The sequence below is a fragment of the Pseudomonas sp. GM41(2012) genome (assembly GCF_000282315.2).
GTDB lineage: Bacteria > Pseudomonadota > Gammaproteobacteria > Pseudomonadales > Pseudomonadaceae > Aquipseudomonas.
In genome coordinates, this window is record NZ_AKJN02000011.1 from 249,846 (window position 1) to 272,674 (window position 22,829).

The 22,829-nt window shown below is 58.8% G+C and carries 24 protein-coding genes; 22 read left to right on the forward strand and 2 right to left on the reverse strand.

The genetic code is table 11. The annotated features are described in order from the left end of the window. Positions 1 to 118 precede the first annotated feature (118 nt). Complete coding sequence (locus PMI27_RS01750; protein WP_008147727.1) at positions 119 to 670, forward strand: glycine zipper 2TM domain-containing protein; 552 nt, start codon at positions 119 to 121, stop codon at positions 668 to 670. Positions 671 to 903: 233 nt separating this feature from the next. On the opposite strand, the gene suhB is transcribed toward PMI27_RS01750, so the two are convergent. Then, entirely contained in the window at positions 904 to 1,719 is an 816-nt protein-coding gene (gene suhB, locus PMI27_RS01745; RefSeq protein WP_008147729.1) for a type III secretion system regulator SuhB, read from the reverse strand. A gap of 146 nt (positions 1,720 to 1,865) precedes the next feature. On the opposite strand from suhB, the gene trmJ reads away from it, so the two are divergent. From trmJ to PMI27_RS01640, 21 genes are all read left to right on the forward strand, one after another. Further along, on the forward strand, positions 1,866 to 2,636 hold the full coding sequence (gene trmJ / locus PMI27_RS01740; protein WP_008147731.1) for a tRNA (cytosine(32)/uridine(32)-2'-O)-methyltransferase TrmJ: 771 nt from the start codon (positions 1,866 to 1,868) through the stop codon (positions 2,634 to 2,636). A gap of 2 nt (positions 2,637 to 2,638) precedes the next feature. Beyond that, entirely contained in the window at positions 2,639 to 3,415 is a 777-nt protein-coding gene (cysE, locus tag PMI27_RS01735; RefSeq protein ID WP_008147732.1) for a serine O-acetyltransferase, read from the forward strand. Between the two features lie 248 nt (positions 3,416 to 3,663). Further along, a complete protein-coding gene (gene iscR, locus PMI27_RS01730; RefSeq protein ID WP_007903581.1) occupies positions 3,664 to 4,155 on the forward strand; it encodes a Fe-S cluster assembly transcriptional regulator IscR in 492 nt (163 codons plus the stop codon). Between the two features lie 50 nt (positions 4,156 to 4,205). Continuing rightward, positions 4,206 to 5,420: an IscS subfamily cysteine desulfurase gene (locus PMI27_RS01725; protein WP_008147734.1), complete on the forward strand. Its 1,215-nt coding sequence runs from the start codon at positions 4,206 to 4,208 to the stop codon at positions 5,418 to 5,420. Positions 5,421 to 5,504: 84 nt separating this feature from the next. Continuing rightward, complete coding sequence (iscU, locus tag PMI27_RS01720) at positions 5,505 to 5,891, forward strand: Fe-S cluster assembly scaffold IscU (protein ID WP_003443374.1); 387 nt, start codon at positions 5,505 to 5,507, stop codon at positions 5,889 to 5,891. 34 nt (positions 5,892 to 5,925) lie between these two features. Continuing rightward, on the forward strand, positions 5,926 to 6,249 hold the full coding sequence (gene iscA / locus PMI27_RS01715; protein WP_007903589.1) for an iron-sulfur cluster assembly protein IscA: 324 nt from the start codon (positions 5,926 to 5,928) through the stop codon (positions 6,247 to 6,249). An 8-nt stretch (positions 6,250 to 6,257) separates the two neighbouring features. Beyond that, the gene (hscB, locus tag PMI27_RS01710) at positions 6,258 to 6,779 is read left to right on the forward strand and encodes a co-chaperone HscB (protein ID WP_008147743.1); all 522 of its coding nucleotides are present in this window, start codon (positions 6,258 to 6,260) and stop codon (positions 6,777 to 6,779) included. 51 nt (positions 6,780 to 6,830) lie between these two features. Further along, positions 6,831 to 8,693: a Fe-S protein assembly chaperone HscA gene (hscA, locus tag PMI27_RS01705; RefSeq protein ID WP_008147744.1), complete on the forward strand. Its 1,863-nt coding sequence runs from the start codon at positions 6,831 to 6,833 to the stop codon at positions 8,691 to 8,693. 2 nt (positions 8,694 to 8,695) lie between these two features. After that, positions 8,696 to 9,037 (forward strand): ISC system 2Fe-2S type ferredoxin, encoded by a 342-nt coding sequence (gene fdx, locus PMI27_RS01700; RefSeq protein ID WP_008147745.1) that lies wholly within the window; start codon positions 8,696 to 8,698, stop codon positions 9,035 to 9,037. 14 nt (positions 9,038 to 9,051) lie between these two features. After that, on the forward strand, positions 9,052 to 9,252 hold the full coding sequence (gene iscX, locus PMI27_RS01695; protein WP_008147746.1) for a Fe-S cluster assembly protein IscX: 201 nt from the start codon (positions 9,052 to 9,054) through the stop codon (positions 9,250 to 9,252). A gap of 92 nt (positions 9,253 to 9,344) precedes the next feature. Further along, entirely contained in the window at positions 9,345 to 9,770 is a 426-nt protein-coding gene (gene ndk, locus PMI27_RS01690) for a nucleoside-diphosphate kinase (RefSeq protein ID WP_007903599.1), read from the forward strand. A 28-nt stretch (positions 9,771 to 9,798) separates the two neighbouring features. Then, positions 9,799 to 10,947: a 23S rRNA (adenine(2503)-C(2))-methyltransferase RlmN gene (gene rlmN / locus PMI27_RS01685; protein ID WP_008147747.1), complete on the forward strand. Its 1,149-nt coding sequence runs from the start codon at positions 9,799 to 9,801 to the stop codon at positions 10,945 to 10,947. Between the two features lie 12 nt (positions 10,948 to 10,959). Beyond that, positions 10,960 to 11,718: a type IV pilus biogenesis/stability protein PilW gene (gene pilW / locus PMI27_RS01680; protein ID WP_008147748.1), complete on the forward strand. Its 759-nt coding sequence runs from the start codon at positions 10,960 to 10,962 to the stop codon at positions 11,716 to 11,718. Next, positions 11,718 to 12,737: a RodZ domain-containing protein gene (locus PMI27_RS01675; protein ID WP_008147749.1), complete on the forward strand. Its 1,020-nt coding sequence runs from the start codon at positions 11,718 to 11,720 to the stop codon at positions 12,735 to 12,737. The genes pilW and PMI27_RS01675 overlap by 1 nt, the downstream gene beginning before the upstream one ends. Positions 12,738 to 12,740: 3 nt before the next feature. Next, a complete protein-coding gene (gene ispG / locus PMI27_RS01670; protein ID WP_008147751.1) occupies positions 12,741 to 13,850 on the forward strand; it encodes a flavodoxin-dependent (E)-4-hydroxy-3-methylbut-2-enyl-diphosphate synthase in 1,110 nt (369 codons plus the stop codon). A 24-nt stretch (positions 13,851 to 13,874) separates the two neighbouring features. Then, positions 13,875 to 15,164 (forward strand): histidine--tRNA ligase, encoded by a 1,290-nt coding sequence (gene hisS, locus PMI27_RS01665; RefSeq protein WP_008147753.1) that lies wholly within the window; start codon positions 13,875 to 13,877, stop codon positions 15,162 to 15,164. Positions 15,165 to 15,204: 40 nt separating this feature from the next. Continuing rightward, the gene (locus tag PMI27_RS01660; RefSeq protein WP_008147755.1) at positions 15,205 to 15,846 is read left to right on the forward strand and encodes a tetratricopeptide repeat protein; all 642 of its coding nucleotides are present in this window, start codon (positions 15,205 to 15,207) and stop codon (positions 15,844 to 15,846) included. Then, a complete protein-coding gene (gene bamB, locus PMI27_RS01655) occupies positions 15,839 to 16,990 on the forward strand; it encodes an outer membrane protein assembly factor BamB (RefSeq protein WP_033053665.1) in 1,152 nt (383 codons plus the stop codon). Before PMI27_RS01660 ends, bamB begins: the two co-directional genes overlap by 8 nt. Positions 16,991 to 17,129: 139 nt before the next feature. Continuing rightward, entirely contained in the window at positions 17,130 to 18,599 is a 1,470-nt protein-coding gene (der, locus tag PMI27_RS01650; protein ID WP_008147761.1) for a ribosome biogenesis GTPase Der, read from the forward strand. Between the two features lie 224 nt (positions 18,600 to 18,823). Beyond that, entirely contained in the window at positions 18,824 to 19,972 is a 1,149-nt protein-coding gene (locus PMI27_RS01645; RefSeq protein WP_008147763.1) for a pyridoxal phosphate-dependent aminotransferase, read from the forward strand. Continuing rightward, positions 19,960 to 20,751: an amidohydrolase gene (locus tag PMI27_RS01640; RefSeq protein WP_008147765.1), complete on the forward strand. Its 792-nt coding sequence runs from the start codon at positions 19,960 to 19,962 to the stop codon at positions 20,749 to 20,751. The genes PMI27_RS01645 and PMI27_RS01640 overlap by 13 nt, the downstream gene beginning before the upstream one ends. Before the next feature lie 166 nt (positions 20,752 to 20,917). Here the strand turns inward: PMI27_RS01640 and leuA are convergent, their stop codons facing one another. Then, positions 20,918 to 22,597 (reverse strand): 2-isopropylmalate synthase, encoded by a 1,680-nt coding sequence (gene leuA, locus PMI27_RS01635; protein ID WP_008147766.1) that lies wholly within the window; start codon positions 22,595 to 22,597, stop codon positions 20,918 to 20,920. Between the last annotated feature and the right edge of the window lie 232 nt (positions 22,598 to 22,829).

The following is a 22,829-nucleotide window of genomic DNA, read 5'->3' on the forward strand; positions in this document are numbered from 1 at the left end:
GCTATCGTTTTCCAGCTGTTGGCCGAAAAGGCGCGAGTGTTGAACTCGCGCCTTTTTTAATGCTCCAAGGCTAGGAGAAGCGCGGGCATGTCCCGCATGTGATGGTCAGGAGGTTCATGTGAACAAGTCGATGCTGGTTGGTGCAGTATTGGGTGCTGTTGGTGTGACGGCCGGGGGTGCTGTTGCCACCTACAGCCTTGTTAAAAAAAGCAGCCCTGAGTATGCGCAAGTCCTGGCCGTTGAACCGGTCAAGACACAAATCAAGACGCCACGTGAAGTATGCAAGGACGTTGCAGTAACCCGGCAAGCGCCGGTGAAAGATCAACATCAGATCGCCGGTACCGTGGTCGGTGCGCTGGCTGGTGGTCTGTTGGGTAATCAAATCGGCGGCGGTACTGGCAAGAAGATCGCCACTGTGGCCGGTGCGGTCGGCGGCGGTTATGCGGGTAACAAGGTGCAAGAAGGCATGCAGGAGCGTGACACTTACACCACGACCCAAACTCGCTGCAATACGGTGAATGACATCAGTGACAAGGTTGTAGGTTACGACGTGCGTTATTCACTGGATGGCAAGGAAGGCAAAGTGCGGATGGATCGCGATCCGGGTAATCAGATTCCGGTCGACAAGGAAGGCAAGCTGGTCCTGGGGCAGAACGAAGAGAACCGCTAAATATTCAGGTTTGAGAGTCAAAAAAGAAGCACCCTGCGGGGTGCTTTTTTTGTGCCCGGGATTTGCGCGCACGCACCCCTGTAGGAGCAAGGCTTGCCCGCGATGCAGGCGGCGCGGTTTTTCAGCCAGGTTGCGGTGATGCAATCGCGAGCAAGCTTTGCTCCTACAGGGGTAGGTTCGGGAATTGAGCATAAAAAAAGCACCCCGAAGGGTGCTTTTTTGTGGCTGCTCGCTTAGCGCTTCAGCGAGGCCGGCAGGTGCGGCTGGATGGCCGTCAGTACTGCTTTGAAGCATTTGGTGTTACCGGCAACAACGTGGCCTTTCTCAAGGAAATCGTGACCGCCGGTGAAGTCGCTCACCAAACCGCCGGCTTCCTGGATCAGCAGGGCGCCTGCAGCCATATCCCACTCGGACAGGCCCGACTCCCAGAAGGCGTCGAAACGGCCGGCCGCTACGTAAGCCAGGTCCAGGCTCGCCGAGCCAGCGCGGCGGATGCCGGCAGTCTGGCCAACCAGGGCGCGGAACATGCCCAGGTAGTTGTCGAGGTTGTCCATTTGGTCATCGCGGAACGGGAAGCCGGTACCCAGCAGGGCGCCGTCCAGGCTGGTACGGCCGCTGACGCGCAGACGACGACCGTTCAGTTGGGCGCCGCGACCACGGCTGGCGGTGAATTCTTCCTGGCGAACCGGGTCCAGAACAACAGCGTGTTCCAGGCGACCGCGGTATTTGCAGGCGATGCTGACAGCGAAGTGAGGAATGCCGCGCAGGAAGTTGGTGGTGCCGTCCAGCGGATCGATGATCCACAGGTATTCTTCGCCTTCGCCGCTGCCCGGGTGCATGCCGGTTTCTTCACCGAGAATGCCGTGGGTAGGGTAGGCCTTGCGCAGCGCGTCGATGATTTTTTGCTCAGCGGCGCGATCCACCTCGGATACGTAATCCTTGGCGTCTTTTTCGTCGACCTTGATGGTATCCAGGCGCTCGATGGAGCGGAAGATCAATTCACTGGCGCTGCGGGCGGCGCGCAGCGCGATATTCAGCATGGGCTGCATGGATGTGTCACCTAAGGTTGTTAAAGAAAGCCGGGCATTCTATCAGAAAGTTTCTACAGGAGAAGGTCGGTGTTCGCTTTCATAGCTTAACGGTAGGTTGAGCTGTAAGATTCTGCTCCCCATTAAAGTGTTCGAGAGCGCCTCCCTTGCTGCAAAACATTCGTGTCGTCCTGGTCAATACCAGCCACCCCGGGAATATCGGCGGTGCTGCGCGTGCCATGAAGAACATGGGCCTGTCGCGGCTGGTGCTGGTCGAACCGCGGCTGTTCCCGCATCACGAAGCCGATGCTCGTGCTTCCGGTGCCGGTGACATCCTTGAAAACGCGCAAGTCGTCGCCACCTTGGAAGATGCCTTGGTCGGCTGCAATCTGGTGCTTGGCACCAGCGCCCGTGACCGTCGCATTCCCTGGCCATTGCTCGATCCCCGCGAATGCGGCGTGAAAGTGGTCGAGGAGGCAGGGCAGGGTGCCGAGATCGCCTTGGTCTTTGGTCGTGAAGATTCTGGCCTGACCAATGAAGAGCTGCAGCGATGTCATTATCACGTGCACATCCCCTCAGACCCTGAGTTCAGCTCGCTGAACCTTGGGGCAGCGGTGCAGGTGTTGAGTTATGAAGTGCGCATGTCCTGGTTGGCGGCCCAAGGCCAGCCGAGCAAGGTCGAGAAGGAAGAAGTGGCCTCGGTCAAAAGCGCTGAGCTGGCGACCATGGATGAGTTGGAGCGATTCTATGAGCACCTGGAGCAAACCCTGGTGGCCATAGAATTCCTCGATCCGGAAAAGCCACGGCACTTGATGGCGCGCCTGCGCCGGTTGTACGGACGCAGCTCGGTCAGCCGGGCGGAAATGAATATATTGCGTGGCATCCTCACGGAAACCCAGAAAGCGGCCCGTGGTGAGCTTCTTAAGCGGAAGGATTAAAAATGTTCGAGCGTTTGCGTGAAGATATCCAGAGTGTTTTCCATCGTGATCCGGCAGCGCGCAACGCCTTTGAAGTTCTGACGTGCTACCCGGGCATGCACGCCATCTGGATCCACCGCTTGTCGTCGGCCCTGTGGGGCATGGGCTGGAAGTGGCTGGCGCGACTGGTGTCGAACTTCGGTCGCTGGTTGACCGGGATCGAGATCCATCCGGGCGCCAAGGTCGGTCGTCGCTTCTTTATTGACCATGGCATGGGTATCGTCATCGGTGAAACCGCTGAGATCGGCAATGACGTCACCCTTTATCAGGGCGTGACTCTGGGTGGCACCAGCTGGAACAAGGGCAAACGTCACCCGACGCTTGAGGATGGTGTTGTGGTCGGGGCGGGGGCCAAGGTGCTGGGGCCGTTTACGGTCGGAGCGGGGGCCAAGGTCGGCTCCAATGCTGTGGTCACCAAGGCGGTTCCGCCCGGGGCGACCGTGGTGGGGATTCCGGGGCGGATCATCGTCAAGTCCGACGAAGAGACAGACGCCAAGCGCAAGGCGATGGCCGAGAAGATCGGCTTCGATGCCTACGGTGTTGGCGAAGACATGCCCGATCCGGTGGCGCGAGCGATCAATCAGTTGCTCGATCATTTGCAAGCGGTCGATGGTCGGCTGGAAGGTATGTGCGGGGCGCTGAAGGATCTGGGTAGCAATTACTGTGCGAAAGATCTGCCTGAACTGCGCGAAGAAGACTTCGCCTGTGTGAAGGACAAGGATCAGAGCCAGGCCAGCTAAACCGAGTCAGCTTCATCGCGAGCAGGCTCGCTCCCACATTGGACTTTTGGTGTGTATGGGTTCCTTGTGGGAGCGAGCCTGCTCGCGATGAACGATAACGCGCAATTGCTGGCTGTACGCCGCCAGCCTTTGCTATGATGCGGCCGCTCTTTTGCGGGTAATCCTGACTAAAGTACTAGGTCTTATAGTTGACTTAAATACTCGGGAATTGCATACTCGCCCCATTCCGAACTCCGTGGTAATTGTCCATGCGACTGACTACAAAAGGCCGATACGCCGTAACCGCCATGCTTGACCTGGCGTTGCACGCGCAGCACGGGCCGGTGTCCCTGGCCGATATCTCCGAGCGCCAAGGCATCTCCCTGTCCTACCTCGAACAGCTCTTCGCCAAATTGCGCCGCAGCAATCTGGTGTCCAGCGTCCGTGGTCCGGGCGGCGGCTATCAGCTGTCGCGCGACATGCAGGGCATCCAGGTCGCCCAGGTGATCGATGCGGTGAACGAATCGGTCGATGCAACCAAATGCCAGGGCCAGGGTGATTGCCATCAAGGTGACACCTGTCTGACCCACCACTTGTGGTGCGATCTGAGCCTGCAGATTCACGAATTTCTCAGCGGTATCAGCTTGGCTGACCTTGTCACTCGCCGTGAGGTACAAGAAGTAGCCCAGCGTCAGGATCAGCGCCGTTGCAACAGCAAGGCGCCACGCCTGGATAAGATTGAAGCGTCCGCCGTCGAATGACAGCCAAAGAGCTAGCGGCACGCCAGCCAGCCTGATTTAGGAGATAGTCCATGAAATTGCCGATTTACCTTGATTACTCTGCGACCACCCCGGTTGATCCGCGTGTAGCGCAAAAAATGAGTGAATGCCTGCTGGTTGACGGAAACTTCGGTAACCCGGCGTCCCGTTCCCACGTGTTCGGCTGGAAAGCTGAAGAGTCCGTTGAAAACGCTCGTCGTCAGGTCGCTGACCTGGTCAACGCCGACCCGCGTGAAATCGTCTGGACCTCCGGTGCCACCGAGTCCGACAACCTGGCAATCAAGGGTGCGGCGCATTTCTATGCCACTAAAGGCAAGCACCTGATCACCACCAAGATTGAGCACAAGGCTGTCCTCGACACCATGCGCCAACTGGAGCGTGAAGGCTTCGAAGTCACCTATATCGAGCCTCGCACTGATGGTCTGGTCACCCCAGAGATGATCGAAGCTGCCCTGCGCGACGACACCATCCTGGTTTCGGTCATGCACGTGAACAACGAAATCGGCACCATCAACGACATCGCAGCCATCGGCGAACTGACCCGCTCCAAGGGCATCCTGTTCCACGTCGACGCTGCTCAGTCCACCGGCAAGGTCGAAATCGACCTGTCGAAGCTGAAAGTCGACATGATGTCGTTCTCTGCCCACAAAACCTACGGCCCTAAAGGCATCGGCGCACTGTACGTGAGCCGCAAGCCGCGTGTTCGCATCGAAGCGACCATGCACGGCGGCGGTCACGAACGTGGCATGCGTTCCGGCACCCTGGCGACCCACCAGATCGTCGGCATGGGCGAAGCCTTCCGCGTAGCCAAGGAAGACATGGTTGCCGAGAACATCCGCATCAAGGCCCTGAGCGACCGCTTCTTCAAACAGGTCGAAGGCCTGGAAGAGCTGTATATCAACGGCAGCATGACCGCTCGTGTTCCGCACAACCTGAACCTGAGCTTCAACTACGTTGAAGGCGAGTCGCTGATCATGGCGCTCAAGGATCTGGCGGTTTCGTCCGGTTCGGCCTGCACCTCGGCTTCCCTTGAGCCTTCGTACGTACTGCGCGCCCTGGGCCGCAACGACGAACTGGCACACAGCTCGATTCGCTTCACCTTCGGCCGTTTCACCACCGAAGAAGAAATCGACTACGCCGCGCAGAAAGTCTGCGAGGCCGTTACCAAGCTGCGCACTCTGTCGCCGCTGTGGGACATGTACAAAGACGGTGTCGACATTTCGAAAATCGAGTGGGCGGCACACTGATTTCAAGTCGCCGCAAACCGGCCCTGTGAACCTTCGGGCGCAGGGCTTCAAGAGCGACTCTCTGATGAGTGAGGATTAAGAATCATGGCTTACAGCGAAAAGGTCATCGACCACTACGAGAACCCGCGCAACGTCGGCAAGATGGACGCGGAAGACCCTGATGTCGGCACCGGCATGGTCGGCGCTCCGGCGTGCGGCGACGTGATGCGTCTGCAGATCAAGGTCAACGAGCAAGGCATCATCGAAGACGCCAAGTTCAAGACCTACGGTTGCGGTTCGGCTATCGCCTCCAGCTCCCTGGCGACCGAGTGGATGAAAGGCAAGACTCTGGATGAAGCAGAGACCATCAAAAACACTCAGCTGGCTGAAGAACTGGCTCTGCCGCCAGTAAAAATTCACTGCTCCGTACTTGCTGAAGACGCTATCAAAGCGGCCGTTCGCGACTACAAGCAGAAGAAAGGCTTGATCTGACTTTCAAGTTTTGGCGACGAGTAAGGAGTCACCGATGGCTATCAGCATGACAGAAGCGGCTGCTCAACACGTGCGACGCTCCCTCAACGGGCGCGGCAAAGGTGAAGGGATTCGTCTGGGTGTTCGCACTACAGGCTGTTCCGGCCTTGCCTACGTGCTGGAGTTTGTCGACGAGGTGGTTGCAGAGGATCAGGTGTTCGAAAGTCACGGCGAGAAAGTGATCATCGACCCGAAAAGCCTGGCCTACCTGGACGGCACCGAACTCGATTTCGTCAAGGAAGGGTTGAACGAAGGCTTCAAGTTCAACAATCCCAACGTGCGCGGTGAATGTGGCTGCGGCGAAAGCTTCAACATCTGAGGCTGCGCGTGGGTACTCCTTGTCATTTCGCTTTATTTGAGCTGAAACCGAGCTTCCGTCTGGATCTCGATCAGTTGGCCACGCGCTACCGTGAGTTGGCGCGCGGTGTTCATCCGGACCGCTTTGCAGACGCTTCCGAGCGCGAGCAGCGGCTGGCGCTAGAGCAATCCGCGAGCCTCAACGAGGCCTACCAGACGCTCAAAAGTCCCCCGAAGCGCGCGCGTTACTTGCTCGCCATGGGCGGTCGCGAGCTGCCGCTGGAGGTCACGGTGCATGATCCGGAGTTTCTTCTGCAGCAGATGGAGCTGCGTGAAGAGCTCGAAGACCTGCAAGACAGCGCCGACCTGGCGGGTGTTGCAGTGTTCAAGCGTCGCCTGAAGACTGCGCAGGATGAACTGAACGAAAGCTTCGCAGCCTGTTGGGATAATGCAGCGCAACGTGAACAGGCCGAACGCCTGATGCGGCGCATGCAGTTCCTCGACAAGCTCACCTACGAAGTGCGCCAGTTAGAAGAGCGCCTCGACGATTAACCCAGTGCCGCTCCGGTCGCACGCCTGATATACAGATAAGTCCTGATAACGATGGCCCTACTGCAGATCGCCGAACCCGGCCAAAGTCCTCAACCGCACCAGCGTCGTCTGGCTGTGGGGATCGACTTGGGCACTACCAATTCGCTGGTCGCTGCGTTGCGCAGTGGTCTTTCCGAACCTCTGGCTGACGCAGACGGGCAGGTCATTCTGCCGTCTGCCGTGCGCTATCACGCTGATCGCGTTGAGGTCGGCGAGTCGGCCAAACTGGCTGCCGCCACCGACCCTTTGAACACTGTGCTGTCGGTCAAGCGCTTGATGGGTCGTGGTCTGTCCGACGTCAAGCAATTGGGCGACCAACTGCCGTACCGCTTTGTCGGCGGCGAGTCGCACATGCCGTTCATCGACACGATCCAGGGCCCGAAAAGCCCGGTCGAAGTTTCCGCCGATATCCTGAAAGTGCTGCGTCAGCGCGCCGAAGCGACGTTGGGTGGCGAGCTTGTGGGCGCGGTGATCACCGTTCCGGCCTATTTCGACGATGCTCAGCGTCAAGCCACCAAGGATGCGGCCAAACTGGCCGGTTTGAACGTGCTGCGTCTGCTCAATGAGCCGACCGCCGCCGCTGTGGCTTACGGTTTGGATCAACACGCTGAAGGCCTGGTCGCGATTTATGACCTGGGTGGCGGCACCTTCGATATTTCGATTCTGCGCCTGACCGGCGGTGTGTTTGAGGTTTTGGCCACCGGCGGCGACAGCGCGCTGGGCGGTGATGACTTCGACCATGCAATCGCCGGCTGGATCATCGAGAGCGCCGGTCTGTCCGCCGACCTCGATCCGGGTGCGCAACGCAATCTGCTGCAAACCGCTTGTGCGGCCAAAGAAGCCCTGACCAATGCCTCGTCCGTTGAAGTCGCTTATGGCGACTGGAAAGCCGAGCTGACCCGTGAAGCCTTCAATGCGCTGATCGAGCCAATGGTTGCCCGCAGCCTGAAAGCTTGTCGCCGCGCTGTGCGTGATTCCGGCATCGAGCTGGATGAAGTGCACGCAGTGGTCATGGTCGGCGGCTCGACTCGCGTGCCTCGCGTCCGCGAAGCCGTTGCTGAAGCCTTCGGTCGCGAGCCGCTGACCGAGATCGATCCGGATCAAGTGGTGGCCATTGGTGCTGCGATCCAGGCCGATACCCTGGCTGGCAACAAGCGCGATGGCGATGAGTTGCTGTTGCTTGACGTGATTCCGTTGTCCCTGGGGCTGGAAACCATGGGCGGCCTGATGGAGAAGGTGATTCCACGCAACACCACCATCCCTGTCGCGCGCGCTCAGGACTTCACGACTTATAAAGATGGCCAGTCGGCCATGGCGATCCACGTATTGCAGGGCGAGCGCGAGCTGATCAGCGACTGCCGCTCCCTGGCACGCTTCGAATTGCGCGGCATTCCGGCGATGGTGGCCGGTGCGGCGAAGATTCGCGTGACCTTCCAGGTCGATGCCGACGGTCTGCTCAGCGTTTCTGCCCGCGAGCTGGGCTCGGGCATTGAGGCCAGCATCCAGGTCAAGCCGTCCTACGGTCTGACGGATGGCGAAATTGCCAAGATGCTCAAGGATTCGTTCCAGCATGCCAACGACGACAAGGTCGCTCGTGTCTTGCGTGAACAGCAGGTCGATGCCCAGCGCCTGATCGAAGCGGTGCAGGGTGCTCTCGATGTCGATGGCGAGCGCTTGCTCGACGCCGAAGAGCGCATGGTCATCGAAGTGCAGATGCAGGAACTGACCGAACTGATGAAAGGTACTGATGGTTACGCCATCGAGCAGCAGACCAAGCGTCTGTCGCAAGTGACCGACGCCTTTGCTGCCCGCCGCCTGGACTCGACGGTGAAAGCCGCGCTGGCGGGGCGCAACCTGAATGAGATTGAGGAATAACGATGCCGCAGGTCATTTTTCTGCCACACGAGAAGTTCTGCCCGGAAGGTATGGTTGTGGAGGCTGAGCCTGGCACATCCATTCTCGAGTTGGCCCACGAACACCATATCGAGATGGAAAGCGCCTGTGGCGGCGTCTGCGCCTGCACCACCTGTCATTGCATCATTCGTGAAGGCTTTGACTCGCTGGAAGAGGCGGACGAGCTGGAAGAAGACTTTCTGGATCGTGCCTGGGGTCTGGAGGCGCAATCGCGTCTAGGCTGTCAGGCGATCATCGGGAATGAAAACCTGACTGTCGAAATTCCAAAATACTCGGTCAACCATGCGGCTGAAGCGCCGCACTGATTCAAGGAACTGAAATGAGTCTGAAATGGGTTGATGTGCTGGAAATCGCGATCCAGCTGGCTGAATCCAAGCCGGATGTGGATCCGCGTTACGTGAACTTCGTCGATCTGCACAAATGGGTGCTGGCATTGCCGGAGTTCAGTGATGATCCGACCCGCGGTGGCGAGAAGGTGCTTGAAGCCATTCAGGCCGCCTGGATCGAAGAAGCAGACTGAGTCTGCGCCGTATGCAGTTAGGCAATACCCAAGAACCCGCGTATAATTCGCGGGTTTAATTTTTCGCAAATTACCGTTTCTGGAGTTACACCATGGCTGTTCAACGTACTTTCTCCATCATCAAGCCTGACGCTGTTGCAAAAAACGTTATCGGCGAGATCACCACTCGTTTCGAAAAAGCTGGCCTGCGCGTTGTAGCTTCGAAACTGAAGCAACTGTCCAAAGCTGAAGCTGAAGGCTTCTACGCTGAGCACAGCGCTCGTGGTTTCTTCAACGACCTGGTTGCTTTCATGATCTCCGGTCCGGTTGTCGTTCAGGTTCTGGAAGGCGAAAACGCTATCGCTCTGAACCGTGAGCTGATGGGCGCCACCAACCCTAAAGAAGCTGCTGCCGGTACCATCCGCGCTGACTTCGCTGATTCCATCGACGCCAACGCTGTACACGGTTCGGACTCCGAAGCCGCTGCTGCTCGCGAAATCTCGTACTTCTTCGCAGCTACTGAAGTAACCACTCGCTAAGCATTGGCTTAAGAGTGAAGGTGAATCCATGACTACATCGACTGTAAAAACCAACCTGCTGGGTCTGACTCAGCTGGAAATGGAAAAATTCTTCGACTCAATCGGGGAGAAGCGTTTCCGTGCCGGTCAGGTAATGAAATGGATTCACCACCTTGGCGTCGATGATTTCGACGCCATGACGAACGTCAGCAAGGCCTTGCGCGACAAGCTCAAGGTTATTGCCGAGGTTCGCGGTCCTGAAGTGGTCAGCGAGGACATTTCCACCGACGGCACCCGTAAGTGGGTGGTGCGCGTGGCGTCCGGCAGCTGCGTCGAGACCGTGTACATTCCCCAGGGCAAACGCGGCACTTTGTGCGTTTCGTCCCAGGCAGGCTGTGCCCTGGATTGCAGTTTCTGCTCCACCGGCAAGCAAGGTTTCAATAGCAACCTCACCGCAGCCGAAGTCATCGGCCAGGTGTGGATTGCCAATAAATCATTCGGCAGCATCCCGGCGACCGCCGACCGTGCGATCACCAACGTGGTGATGATGGGCATGGGTGAGCCGCTGCTGAACTTCGACAACGTCGTGGCCGCCATGCATCTGATGATGGATGACCTGGGCTACGGGATCTCCAAGCGCCGCGTAACCCTGTCTACATCGGGTGTGGTGCCGATGATCGATGAGCTGTCCAAGCACATCGACGTCTCCCTGGCGTTGTCCCTGCACGCACCGAACGACGCATTGCGTAACCAATTGGTGCCGATCAACAAGAAGTATCCGCTTAAGATGCTGCTCGAGTCGTGCCAGCGCTACATGTCGTCCCTGGGCGAGAAGCGCGTGCTGACCATTGAGTACACGTTGCTCAAGGACATCAACGACAAGGTCGAACACGCGGTCGAAATGATCGAGTTGCTCAAGAACATCCCGTGCAAGATCAACCTGATTCCGTTCAACCCGTTCCCGCATTCCGGTTACGAGCGCCCGAGCAACAACGCGATTCGTCGTTTCCAGGATCAGCTTCACCATGCCGGCTTCAATGTCACCGTACGCACCACCCGCGGTGAAGACATCGATGCCGCGTGTGGCCAATTGGTAGGACAGGTGCTGGATCGCACCCGTCGCAGCGAACGTTATATCGCCGTGCGCGAGTTAAGCGCCGAAAACGATATCGCAACAAACGCTGCGAACAATAATTAAGAGAGGATCTCTATGTCCCTGCGCTTCGCGCTGCTTTTGCTGTTGGCCAGCCTGTGTGCTGGCTGTGTCCTGTCGGGCGATTTCAACCCGATGAAGACCAGCAAGGGCCGCGATGAAGCGCGCGTTGCCTATGTGCAGCTGGGCTTGGGGTACTTGCAGCAGGGCATGACCGAACGGGCGAAAGTACCGTTGAAGAAAGCGCTGGATCTGGATGACTCGGATCCGGATGCCAACGCCGCGCTGGGTCTGGTCTTCCAGGCCGAGATGGAGCCGGAGCTGGCGGATCAGCATTTTCGCAAGGCACTGTCTTCCCGCCCCAACGATGCGCGAATCCTGAACAACTACGGCAGTTTTCTTTACGAAGAGAAACGCTACAAAGAAGCTTACGAACGCTTTGAACAGGCCGCCGCCGATACCTTGTACCCTGAGCGTTCGCGGGTATTCGAGAACCTCGGAATGACCGCTTCGAAGCTGGGGCAGCGCGATCTGGCGCAGCAGCAGCTGGAAAAAGCCCTGCGCTTGAATCGTCAACAGCCACGTGCATTGCTGGAAATGGCTGAGTTGTCCTTCGAAGACAGGCATTATGTGCCCGCGCGTGACTATTACGATCGTTTTAGCCTGCTCACCGAGCAAAATGCACGTAGTCTATTGCTCGGCGTTCGGCTGGCAAAAGTGTTTGAAGATCGCGACAAGGCCGCCAGTTTTGGCCTGCAACTAAAACGACTCTATCCCGGTACGCCGGAATATCAGCAATACCTGTCGGAGCAATGATGAAAGCGGCGCATCCCGAAGTTGTAGCAGCGAATCGCGTTAATCCCGGTGAGACTTTACGCCAGGCCCGCGAAAGCAATGGCTGGTCGCTGGCCGAAGTGGCCCTCAAGCTCAACCTCACCGTCAATTCCCTGAGCAATCTGGAAGCCGGCGCTTTCGACAAGCTGCCTGGGCATACCTTTGCTCGTGGTTATATTCGCGCCTACGCGAAATTGCTCGGCATGGATCAAACCGTACTGGTCCAACAGTTCGACCAATCCACCGGCACCGACTCCCAGGGCAGCAACGTTCATAGCCTGGGACGTATCGAAGAGCCGGTTCGGGTTTCCCACACCATTTTGCGAATTGTCAGCCTGCTGTTGCTGATCGCAGTGATTGGTGGTGGTTTTGTCTGGTGGCAGGATCAAACCTCACTGCGCACCAAAGACCTGATCAGCCTGAGCCCGGAACACGTTGAAGTCGAAGGCGCTGACGGCACCACCCAGATCCATCCGCTGGACGAGCCGGAAGACCAGGCCGTCGCGGAAGGTCAGGCTGAAGGCGCAACCGCTCTTGCGTTGCCGCAAGCCGAGACGTCGGCTGAAGCGCCGACCGAAGCTGAAGCGCCTGCGCCTGCTGCACCAGCGCCAACGCCTGTTGCACCGACTCACAGCACCGCTCCGGTTGTCGCGACTCCAGTCGCGCCAGCCCCGACTGCTCCTGTTGTATCAACTCCGCCTGCGAGCGCTTCGGTTACCCCGACCATTCCCGCTCCAGCAGCGGCTGCTCCGGTTGCCGGCCAAGGTCAGGTTCAACTGCAGTTCACTTCTGATTGCTGGACGCAAGTGACCGATGGCACCGGCAAGGTGTTGTTGAGCGGTCTCAAGCGTAAAGGCGAAAACGTCTCCGTAAGCGGCAAGCCACCGTTTTCCGTGCGTCTGGGCTTCGCCCGTGGCGCGCAGGTCAGTTACAACGGGCAGGTGGTTGATGTCGCTCCGTTCACCAGTGGCGAGACTGCTCGCCTGAAGTTGGGTCAATAAGTCATGCACGGCGAATCTCCAATCAAACGTCGCGAATCCCGCAAGATCTGGGTCGGTAACGTGCCCGTTGGCGGCGATGCGCCTATCGCTGTGCAGAGCATGACCAACAGCGACACCAACGACGTCGCTGCCACCGTGGCCCAGATCAATCGTCTGGAAGCGGCTGGCGTCGATATCGTGCGCATTTCCGTGCCCGACATGGATGCCGCTGAGGCCTTCGGCAAGATCAAGAAGCTGGTCAAAGTACCTTTGGTTGCCGACATCCACTTCGACTACAAGATCGCTCTGCGCGTAGCCGAACTGGGTGTTGACTGCCTGCGCATCAACCCGGGCAACATCGGTCGCGAAGACCGCGTGCGTGCGGTAGTCGATGCCGCCCGTGATCGCGGGATTCCGATCCGCATCGGCGTGAACGCCGGTTCCCTGGAAAAAGACCTGCAAAAGAAATACGGCGAGCCGACTCCGGCTGCGCTGGTTGAATCTGCCCTGCGTCACGTCGAGCACCTTGAGCGTCTGAACTTCCAGGACTTCAAGGTCAGTGTGAAAGCCTCCGACGTGTTCATGGCCGTCGCCGCTTACCGCTTGCTGGCCAAGGAAATCGTTCAGCCGCTGCACCTGGGCATCACCGAAGCCGGTGGTTTGCGTTCAGGCACGGTGAAATCCGCCGTGGGCCTCGGTATGCTGCTCGCCGAAGGGATTGGCGATACTATTCGCATCTCGTTGGCTGCTGACCCGGTCGAGGAAGTGAAAGTCGGCTACGACATTCTCAAATCCCTGCATCTGCGTTCCCGTGGCATCAACTTCATCGCCTGCCCGAGCTGCTCGCGGCAGAACTTCGATGTGGTCAAAACCATGAACGAGCTGGAAGGGCGCCTCGAAGACCTGCTGGTGCCGCTGGATGTTGCGGTCATCGGTTGCGTGGTCAACGGACCGGGTGAAGCCAAGGAAGCCCATATCGGCTTGACCGGCGGCACGCCAAACCTGATTTACATCGACGGCAAGCCGTCGCAGAAACTGACGAATGACAATCTGGTGGATGAGCTTGAACGCTTGATCCGCCAGAAAGCGGCCGAAAAGGTCGAAGCTGACGCAGCAGTCATTGCACGCGGCTAAGTCGAACGAATTTAAGGATTTATAGTGAGCAAGTCTCTGCAAGCCATACGTGGCATGAACGACATCCTGCCCGAGCAGACTCCCCTGTGGCGTCATTTCGAGGGCACCGTCTCGCGTTTGCTGGATAACTACGGTTACAAGCAGATCCGCATGCCGATCGTCGAGTTCACCGAGCTGTTCAAGCGCTCCATCGGTGAAGTGACCGACATCGTCGAAAAAGAGATGTACACCTTCGACGACCGCAACGGCGACTCCCTGACCCTGCGCCCCGAAGGCACAGCGGCCTGCGTGCGTGCGGTGCTCGAGCACGGCATCACCGGCGGTGGCCAGGTGCAGAAACTCTGGTACATCGGCCCGATGTTCCGCCACGAACGTCCGCAGAAAGGCCGTTATCGCCAGTTCCACCAGATCGGTTGCGAAGTCTTCAACCTTGATGGTCCGGACATCGATGCCGAGCTGATCGTGCTGACCTGGCGTCTATGGGGCGAACTGGGCATCCGTGATGCGGTCAAGCTCGAGCTCAACAGCCTGGGGACCAGCGAGTCCCGTGGCCGTTATCGTGAAGCACTGGTCGAATACCTGTCCGCTCGCCTGGATCAACTGGACGAAGACAGCCAGCGCCGTCTGAAGACCAACCCGCTGCGGGTTCTGGATACCAAGAATCCCGAGACTCAAGCGGCGTTGGCCGACGCGCCGAAGATGGCCGATTACCTCGACGAGGAATCCCGCGTGCACTTCGAGGGCCTCAAGGCTCGCCTGGACGCCGCCGGCGTTCCTTACGTGATCAACCCGAAGCTGGTTCGCGGGCTGGATTACTACAGCAAGACTGTTTTCGAATGGGTCACCGACAAGCTGGGCGCCCAAGGCACCGTGTGTGCCGGTGGCCGCTACGACGGTCTGGTGGAGCAAATGGGCGGCAAGCCGACCCCTGGCGTTGGTTTCGCCATGGGCATCGAGCGCCTGGTGCTGTTGCTTGAAACCCTGGAACAGATCCCGGAAGAGATTTCCCGTCAGGTCGACGTCTACCTCTGCGCCTTCGGTGAAGCCGCCGAGCTGGCCGGTCTGGCCCTGAGTGAACGTGTTCGTGATCAATTGCCCAACCTGCGCCTGCAAGTGAATGCCGGCGCCGGCAGCTTCAAAAGCCAGTTCAAGAAAGCCGACAAGAGCGGTGCGTTGTACGCGCTGATCCTCGGTGACGACGAAATGGCCCAGCAAGTGGTAGGTTTCAAACCCCTGCGTGGCCAGGGCGAACAACAAAGCATTGCCTGGGATGCGCTTGCTGCACACCTGGCCACCTGCGTCGTGCAGGGTTGAAGCTGTCAAACAGCCGATTTAGCGATTAAGGAGTATTGGGGTGTCGAGTACCGAAGACGAACATCTGGCGGAGTTTAAGGACTGGTGGACACGCAACGGCAAGCCCCTGGTCACTGGCGGCCTGTTGGCGCTGGTCATCGTGTTCGGCTGGCAGGCTTTTCAGAAGTATCAGAGCAATCAGTCGCAAGGCGCCTCGATGCTCTATCAGCAACTGCTGGAAACCACGCTGACGCCAGACGGCAAGCCTGATGCCGCCCGTGTTGCGGACCTGGCCGGCAAGCTCAACAGCGAGTTCGGCGGTAGCGCTTACGCGCAGTACGGCAGCCTGTTCGTGGCAAAAGTTGCGGTCGACAGCGGCAAGCTGGATGACGCAGCCAGCGAGCTGAAAGCCATTGTTGCCAAACCGGCCAACCCGGCGCTGGGCGAAATTGCTCGTCAGCGCCTGGCGCAGGTGCTGGCCGCGCAGAACAAGGCCGATGAAGCCCTGAAACTGCTCGAAGGCGATGCCGATAAAGCATTCCTGGCCACTCGCGAAGAACTCAAAGGCGACCTGCTGGTGCAGTTGGGTCGTACCGACGAAGCGAACACGGCGTATCAAAAAGCCAAGGCGGCACTGTCGGATGAAGCGGCAGTGGGTGGCCTACAAATCAAGCTGGACGACCTGGCCAAAGGGGATGCGTGACGTGATTCGTTGGAAACATGCAGCATTGCTGGCTCTGGCCATATTGGCCGCGGGTTGCAGCAGCAACAGCAAAAAGGAACTGCCACCGGCCGAGTTGACCGACTTCAAAGAAGAAGTGGTTCTGCAAAAGCAGTGGAGTCGTTCGATCGGTGACGGTCAGGGCGAGTCGTACAACATGCTGGTTCCGGCGATCGATGGCGATACCATCTATGCCGCCGACGTCACCGGTGTGGTGATGGCGATGGATCGCAGCAATGGCGACGTCAAATGGAAGAAAGATCTCGAATTGCCTGTTTCCGGCGCGGTCGGCGTCAGTTACGGTCTGCTCCTGATCGGTACGATCAAGGGTGAAATCGTTGCCCTGGACGCCATCAACGGTGAAGAGAAATGGCGCGCTCGCGTGTCCAGTGAAGTCCTCGCACCGCCGGCCAACAACGGTGATGTCGTTGTGGTTCAGACTCAGGATGACCGTCTGATCGGTCTGGATGCCGCTACCGGCACCCAGCGCTGGTTGTATGACAGTACTCCGGCGGTATTGACCCTGCGCGGCACCAGTGCGCCGATCGTCACCAACCGCCTCGCGGTGGCTGGCCTGTCGACCGGTAAAGTGGTCGCTCTCGATATTTCCAACGGCGTGCCGGTGTGGGAACAACGTGTAGCAATTCCACAGGGTCGTTCGGAACTGGAGCGCGTTGTCGATATCGACGGCGGCCTGCTGCTTTCCGGCGAAACGCTGTACGTCGCCAGCTACCAGGGTCGCGTTGCGGCACTGGACCTGCAAAGCGGTCGTCAGCTTTGGCAGCGTGATGCTTCCAGCTATGCCGGTGTCGCCCAGGGTTTTGGCAACGTTTACGTGAGCCTGTCTTCGGGCACCGTTGAAGGCGTCGACGAACGTTCCACCACAGCCTTGTGGAGCAACGATTCGCTGGCTCGCCGTCAACTGTCGGCTCCGGAAGTGTTCTCCAGCTACGTTGCAGTCGGCGACATGGAAGGCTACCTGCACCTGCTGAGCCAGGTGGACGGTCGTTTCGTCGGCCGCGAACGCATCGACAGCGCTGGCCTGCGTGCCCGTCCGCTGGTGGTGGGTGACACGATTTATCTGTATGGCAACAGCGGCAAACTGGAAGCCCTGACCATTAAGTAAAGGTTTGACTATGCTTGGGGTTAAACCCCAGGCAGCCCCGTTTGACGGGGTTCGCAGCGCCCTCAAGCGCTGCCCCGAGCACCAGCCGCTGCCTCGCAGCGGCTTTTGTATTTTCTGAAATAACGAAGTGGAGAGCCGCATGGTTCCCGTAATCGCCCTGGTGGGCCGACCGAACGTCGGCAAGTCCACCTTGTTCAACCGCCTGACCAGGACTCGCGACGCCATCGTTGGCGACTTGTCCGGTCTGACCCGTGATCGCCAATACGGTGAGGCCAAGTGGCAAGGGCGTTCCTACATTCTGGTCGACACCGGCGGTATCTCCGGTGACGAGCACGGTATGGACGAAAAAATGGCCGAGCAGTCGCTGCTGGCCATTGAAGAAGCGGATGTCGTTCTGTTCCTGGTAGATGCCAAGGCCGGTTTCACCGCCGCCGACCAGATGATCGCCGAGCATTTGCGCAAACGTAACAAGCGTTCTTACGTGGTTGCCAACAAGGTCGACAACATCGACCCTGAAATGGCCCGCGCCGAATTCGCCCCGTTGGGCATGGGCCACGCGATCCCGATCGCCGGTGCTCATGGTCGTGGCATCACCCAGATGCTGGAAATCGCCCTGAGCGACTTCCCGAAAGACGATGACGAGCTGGAAGAAGGCGAGGAAGAGATCGTTGCCGAAGGCGAGGAAGCCAAGCGCATTCCTGGCCCTAGCGAAAAAGACGGTATCAAGATCGCGATCATCGGCCGTCCGAACGTCGGTAAGTCGACCCTGGTCAACCGTATGCTCGGTGAAGACCGGGTAATCGTCTATGACGAGCCCGGCACCACCCGCGACAGTATCTACATCCCGTTCGAGCGTAACGACGAGAAGTACACGCTGATCGACACCGCTGGTGTGCGCAAGCGCGGCAAGATCCACGAAGAAGTTGAAAAGTTCTCCGTGGTCAAAACCCTGCAAGCGATCAAAGATGCCAACGTGGTGATCTTTGTGATGGACGCCCGCGAAGGCGTGGTCGACCACGACCTCAACCTGCTGGGCTTCGCCATTGAGTCGGGTCGTGCGCTGGTAATCGCGATCAACAAGTGGGACGGCATGACGCCGAGCGAGCGCGACTTCGTGAAAGTCGAGCTGCAACGTCGACTGTTCTTCGTTGACTACGCCGACATTCACTTCATATCGGCCCTGCACGGCACGGGCGTGGGCAACCTCTACGCCTCCGTACAGAACTCGTTCAAGTCTGCGGTCACCCGCTGGCCAACCAACCGTCTGACCACGATTCTGGAAGATGCGGTTGGTGAGCACGCGCCGCCGATGGTCAACAACCGCCGGATCAAGCTGCGTTATGCCCACTTGGGTGGCGCGAACCCGCCGATCATCGTGATTCACGGTAACCAGATCGAGAAGGTGCCGAAGTCTTACGTGCGTTACCTGGAAAACACTTATCGCCGTGTCTTGAAGCTGGTCGGTACGCCGATCCGCATCGAGTTCAAGGGCGGCGAGAACCCGTACGAAGGTAACAAGACCTCGCTCACCGACCGTCAGGTCAACAAGAAGCGTCGCATGATGTCGCACCACAAAAAAGCCGACAAGAAGCGCCGCGACAAGCGCTGATCCACGGCTTGCCTGACTGATGTAGGAGCAAGGCTTGCCCGCGATGAATGATAACGCGGTGTACCTGTTACACCGCGGTGCGGCAATCGCGGGCAAGCCATGCTCCTACAGGATCGGGTTCTAGAAAGGGCGCTTAAGGCGCCCTTTTTTTATGGACGTCGTTTGGGCTATTCTCGGGCTCTCCCGCGCCGCCGTAGAGCCGGGTGTAGAGCAGGGAATCACCGATGATCACCAGTAAGCTGCCGAATGTCGGCATCACTATCTTCACTCAGATGTCTCAGCTCGCGGCGCAAACCGGGGCGCTGAACCTGTCCCAGGGTTTTCCCGACTTCGATGCCCCGCAGGCCCTGTGCGATGCGGTCGGTCGGCATATCGCCAATGGCCATAACCAGTATTCGCCGATGACCGGGCTTCCGGTATTGCGTCAGCAGATTGCGGCGAAGATCGCCCGCAGCTACGGCGTCAATGTGGATGTCGACCATGAAGTGACCGTCACGCCCGGCGCAACCCAGGCGATCTTCTGCGCTATTCAGGCGGTTATCCACAGCGGCGACGAAGTGATCGTGTTCGATCCGGCCTACGACAGTTATGAGCCCTCGGTTGAGCTGGCCGGTGGTCGTTGCGTCCACGTGCAGTTGGGCCTGAATGACTTCGCCATCGACTTTCAGAAGCTGGGTGAAGCGATTACACCGCGCACGCGGATGATCATCCTCAACTCTCCACATAACCCAAGTGGCGCACTGATCAGTCGTGCCGAGCTGGACCAGCTGGCGGCGTTGATTCGAGATCGCGACATCTACATCGTCAGCGACGAAGTCTACGAACACCTGGTCTTCGATGGCGTGCCCCACGCCAGCGTGCTGAATCACGAAGAGCTGTATCAGCGTGCTTTCGTGGTCAGCTCCTTTGGCAAGACCTATCACGTCACTGGCTGGAAAACCGGCTACGTGGTCGCACCGCCGGCCCTCACAGCGGAGCTGCGCAAGGTTCACCAATACGTCAGTTTCTGCGGTGTAACGCCGCTGCAATATGCCTTGGCCGACTTCATGGCCGAGCACCCGGAACACGTTGAAGAACTGCCGGCTTTCTATCAGGCCAAGCGCGATCTGTTCTGCGATCTGCTAACGCCGTCGCGCTTCAGTTTCACCCGAGTGGCCGGCACGTATTTCCAATTGGTCGATTACTCGCAGATCCGCCCGGACCTCAATGATGTCGAGATGGCGTTGTGGATGACCCGCGAACATGGCGTGGTGAGCATCCCGATCTCGGTGTTCTACCAGACCCCACCCGAAGGCCAGCGCCTGGTGCGGCTGTGCTTCGCCAAACGCGAGGAGACCCTGCGTGAAGCAGCGGCAAAACTATGCGTGATCTGAGTGCGCTACCCAATCTGAACATCGCGCTGATCCAGACCACCCTGGCCTGGCACGATCGCCAGGCCAATCTGGAGCATTTCGAGTCGTTGCTGGAACAGGCTCGCGGGGCGGATCTGATCATTTTGCCGGAGATGTTCACCACCGGTTTCTCGATGGAGTCCGAGACTCTCGCCGAGTTGGAAAACGGTCCCACCAGCAAATGGCTGCGGGTTCAGGCCGCGAAACTGGATGCGGTGATCACTGGCAGCATCATCGTCCAGGTGGCTGACGGCAGTCATCGCAATCGCCTGTTGTGGGCGCGGCCGGACGGCGAGGTGTGGCACTACGACAAACGCCATCTGTTCCGCATGGCCGGCGAGCACAACCACTTCACTCCCGGTGAGCGTCAGGTGCAGTTCGAACTAAAGGGCTGGCGAGTGCGACCGCTGATTTGCTACGACCTGCGTTTCCCGGTCTGGAGCCGTGATGCTCAAGACACCGATTTGCTGCTGTACACCGCCAACTGGCCGGGTGCACGGCGTCAGCACTGGAACCGTTTGCTGCCAGCGCGGGCGATCGAGAATCTCTGCTACGTGGCGGCGGTGAATCGCGTTGGTACTGATGGAAAGGGCTTTGCCTACACCGGTGATAGCCAGGTGCTGGATTTCCAGGGTGAGACATTGCTCAGTGCAGGCGAGGCGGATGGGGTGTTCCAAGTCGTTTTGAACGCTGCTGACCTTCAAGCTTATCGCACGCGGTTTCCGGCGAATCTGGATGCCGATACCTTCGAGTTCACTTGAGATTCGGGTGCTCCCGAAAAGATCGCAGCCTTCGGCAGCTCCTACAGGGGAACGCATTCCAACGTAGGAGCTGCCGGAGGCTGCGATCTTTTGATCTTTCAGCAGCATGTCAAACAAAAAGGCCCCGAGGTTCGCACCCCGGGGCCTTTTGCATTGCAGCGAAGGCTTACGCCGCTTTCGCTTCCGGCTGGCTCAGCGAGCGGTTCAGTGCACTGAACAGGGCCTTGAAGCTGGCAGTGGTGATGTTTTCATCGATGCCGACGCCGTGCACCGCACGTTCGCCGTTCACACGCAGTTCAATGTAGGCCGCAGCCTTGGCATTGGTGCCCGAACCGATGGCGTGTTCGTTGTAGTCCATGATCTCAACCGGAATCGGCAGACCGGCCACCAGCGCTTCCAGGGCACCGTTGCCCTTGCCACGCCAGTGCAGGTTGGTTTCACCCTGACCTTTGCCCGAGACTTCCACTTCGACGGCGCTATGACCGTTTTCTTCCTGCAGGCGATGGCTGACCAGCGCGTACGGGGTGTTGGCCTGCAAGTACTCGCTGTGCAACAGGGCATGGATCTGCTGGGCCGTCATCTCAAGGCCCAGGCGATCGGTTTCACGCTGCACAACCTGGCTGAACTCGATCTGCATACGACGCGGCAAGCTGATGCCGTATTCCTGTTCCAGCAGGTAAGCGATACCGCCCTTGCCCGACTGGCTGTTGACGCGGATCACCGCCTCGTAGCTGCGGCCGATGTCGGCCGGGTCGATCGGCAAGTACGGTACTTCCCACAGGGCGTCCGGTTTCTGCTGGGCGAAGCCCTTGCGGATGGCGTCCTGGTGGGAGCCGGAGAACGCGGTGTGAACCAGGTCGCCGACGTACGGGTGACGTGGGTGCACCTGGATCTGGTTGCATTCTTCGACGACTTTGCGCACGCCGTCGATGTCGGAGAAGTCCAGCTCAGGGTGAATACCCTGGGTGTAGAGGTTCAATGCAACGGTCACGAGGTCGACGTTACCGGTACGTTCGCCGTTGCCGAACAGGCAGCCTTCGACACGGTCGGCGCCGGCCATCAGGCCCAGTTCCGTAGCCGCAACGCCGGTGCCACGGTCGTTGTGGGTGTGCAGGCTGATGATCACGCTGTCACGACGGTTGATGTGACGGCCGAACCATTCGATCTGGTCGGCATAGATGTTCGGGGTCGCGCATTCGACGGTGGCTGGCAGGTTGAGAATCACCTTGTGCTCAGGCGTCGGGTTCCAGACTTCGATGACGGCGTCGCAGACTTCCTTGGCGAACTCGAGTTCGGTGGCGCTGAAGGTTTCTGGCGAGTATTCGAAGGTCCACTCGGTGTTTGGCTGCTGGGCGGCATATTTGACGAACAGCTTGGCCGCATTCACGGCGATGGCCTTGACCCCTTCCTTGTCCTGGTTGAAGACAATGCGACGGAAGGAAGGGGAGGTGGCGTTGTACAGGTGAACGATGGCTTTCTTCGCCCCGCGCAGGGATTCGAAGGTGCGCTCGATCAAATCTTCACGACCCTGGGTCAGCACCTGAATGGTGGTGTCGTCCGGGATGTGGTTGCCTTCGATCAGGGTGCGCACGAAGTCGAAGTCGGTTTGCGAAGCCGCCGGGAACGACGCTTCGATTTCTTTCACGCCGACCGACACCAGGGTTTTCCAGAAACGCAGCTTCTTGACCGCGTCCATTGGCTCGATCAGCGACTGGTTACCATCACGAAGGTCGGAGCTGCACCAGATCGGCGCGGCGGTAATGGTCTTCGACGGCCAGGTGCGGTCCGGGATGTCGATGGTCGGGAACGCGCGGTATTTCGAAGACGGGTCTTTGAGCATGCTCATCGGGAAATCCTTATTGTGTGGGCCGAAAAAAGGCGGCCTGCCGGTGGATCAAATGTTCTGGGGATAAAGCGTAGGACGAGGCACCGCGATTCAGCCTGGCAGTCGTGCACTGACAAGGCACAGGCTGCGGTGCTGGCGAAGCTGAATGAGGGTGTGAGAGGTTTTCATGCCTTCAACCCTAACCGCGAGGGTGAAGGATGGCAAGCGGTCGAAAAAAATTGAGAGGAATCCT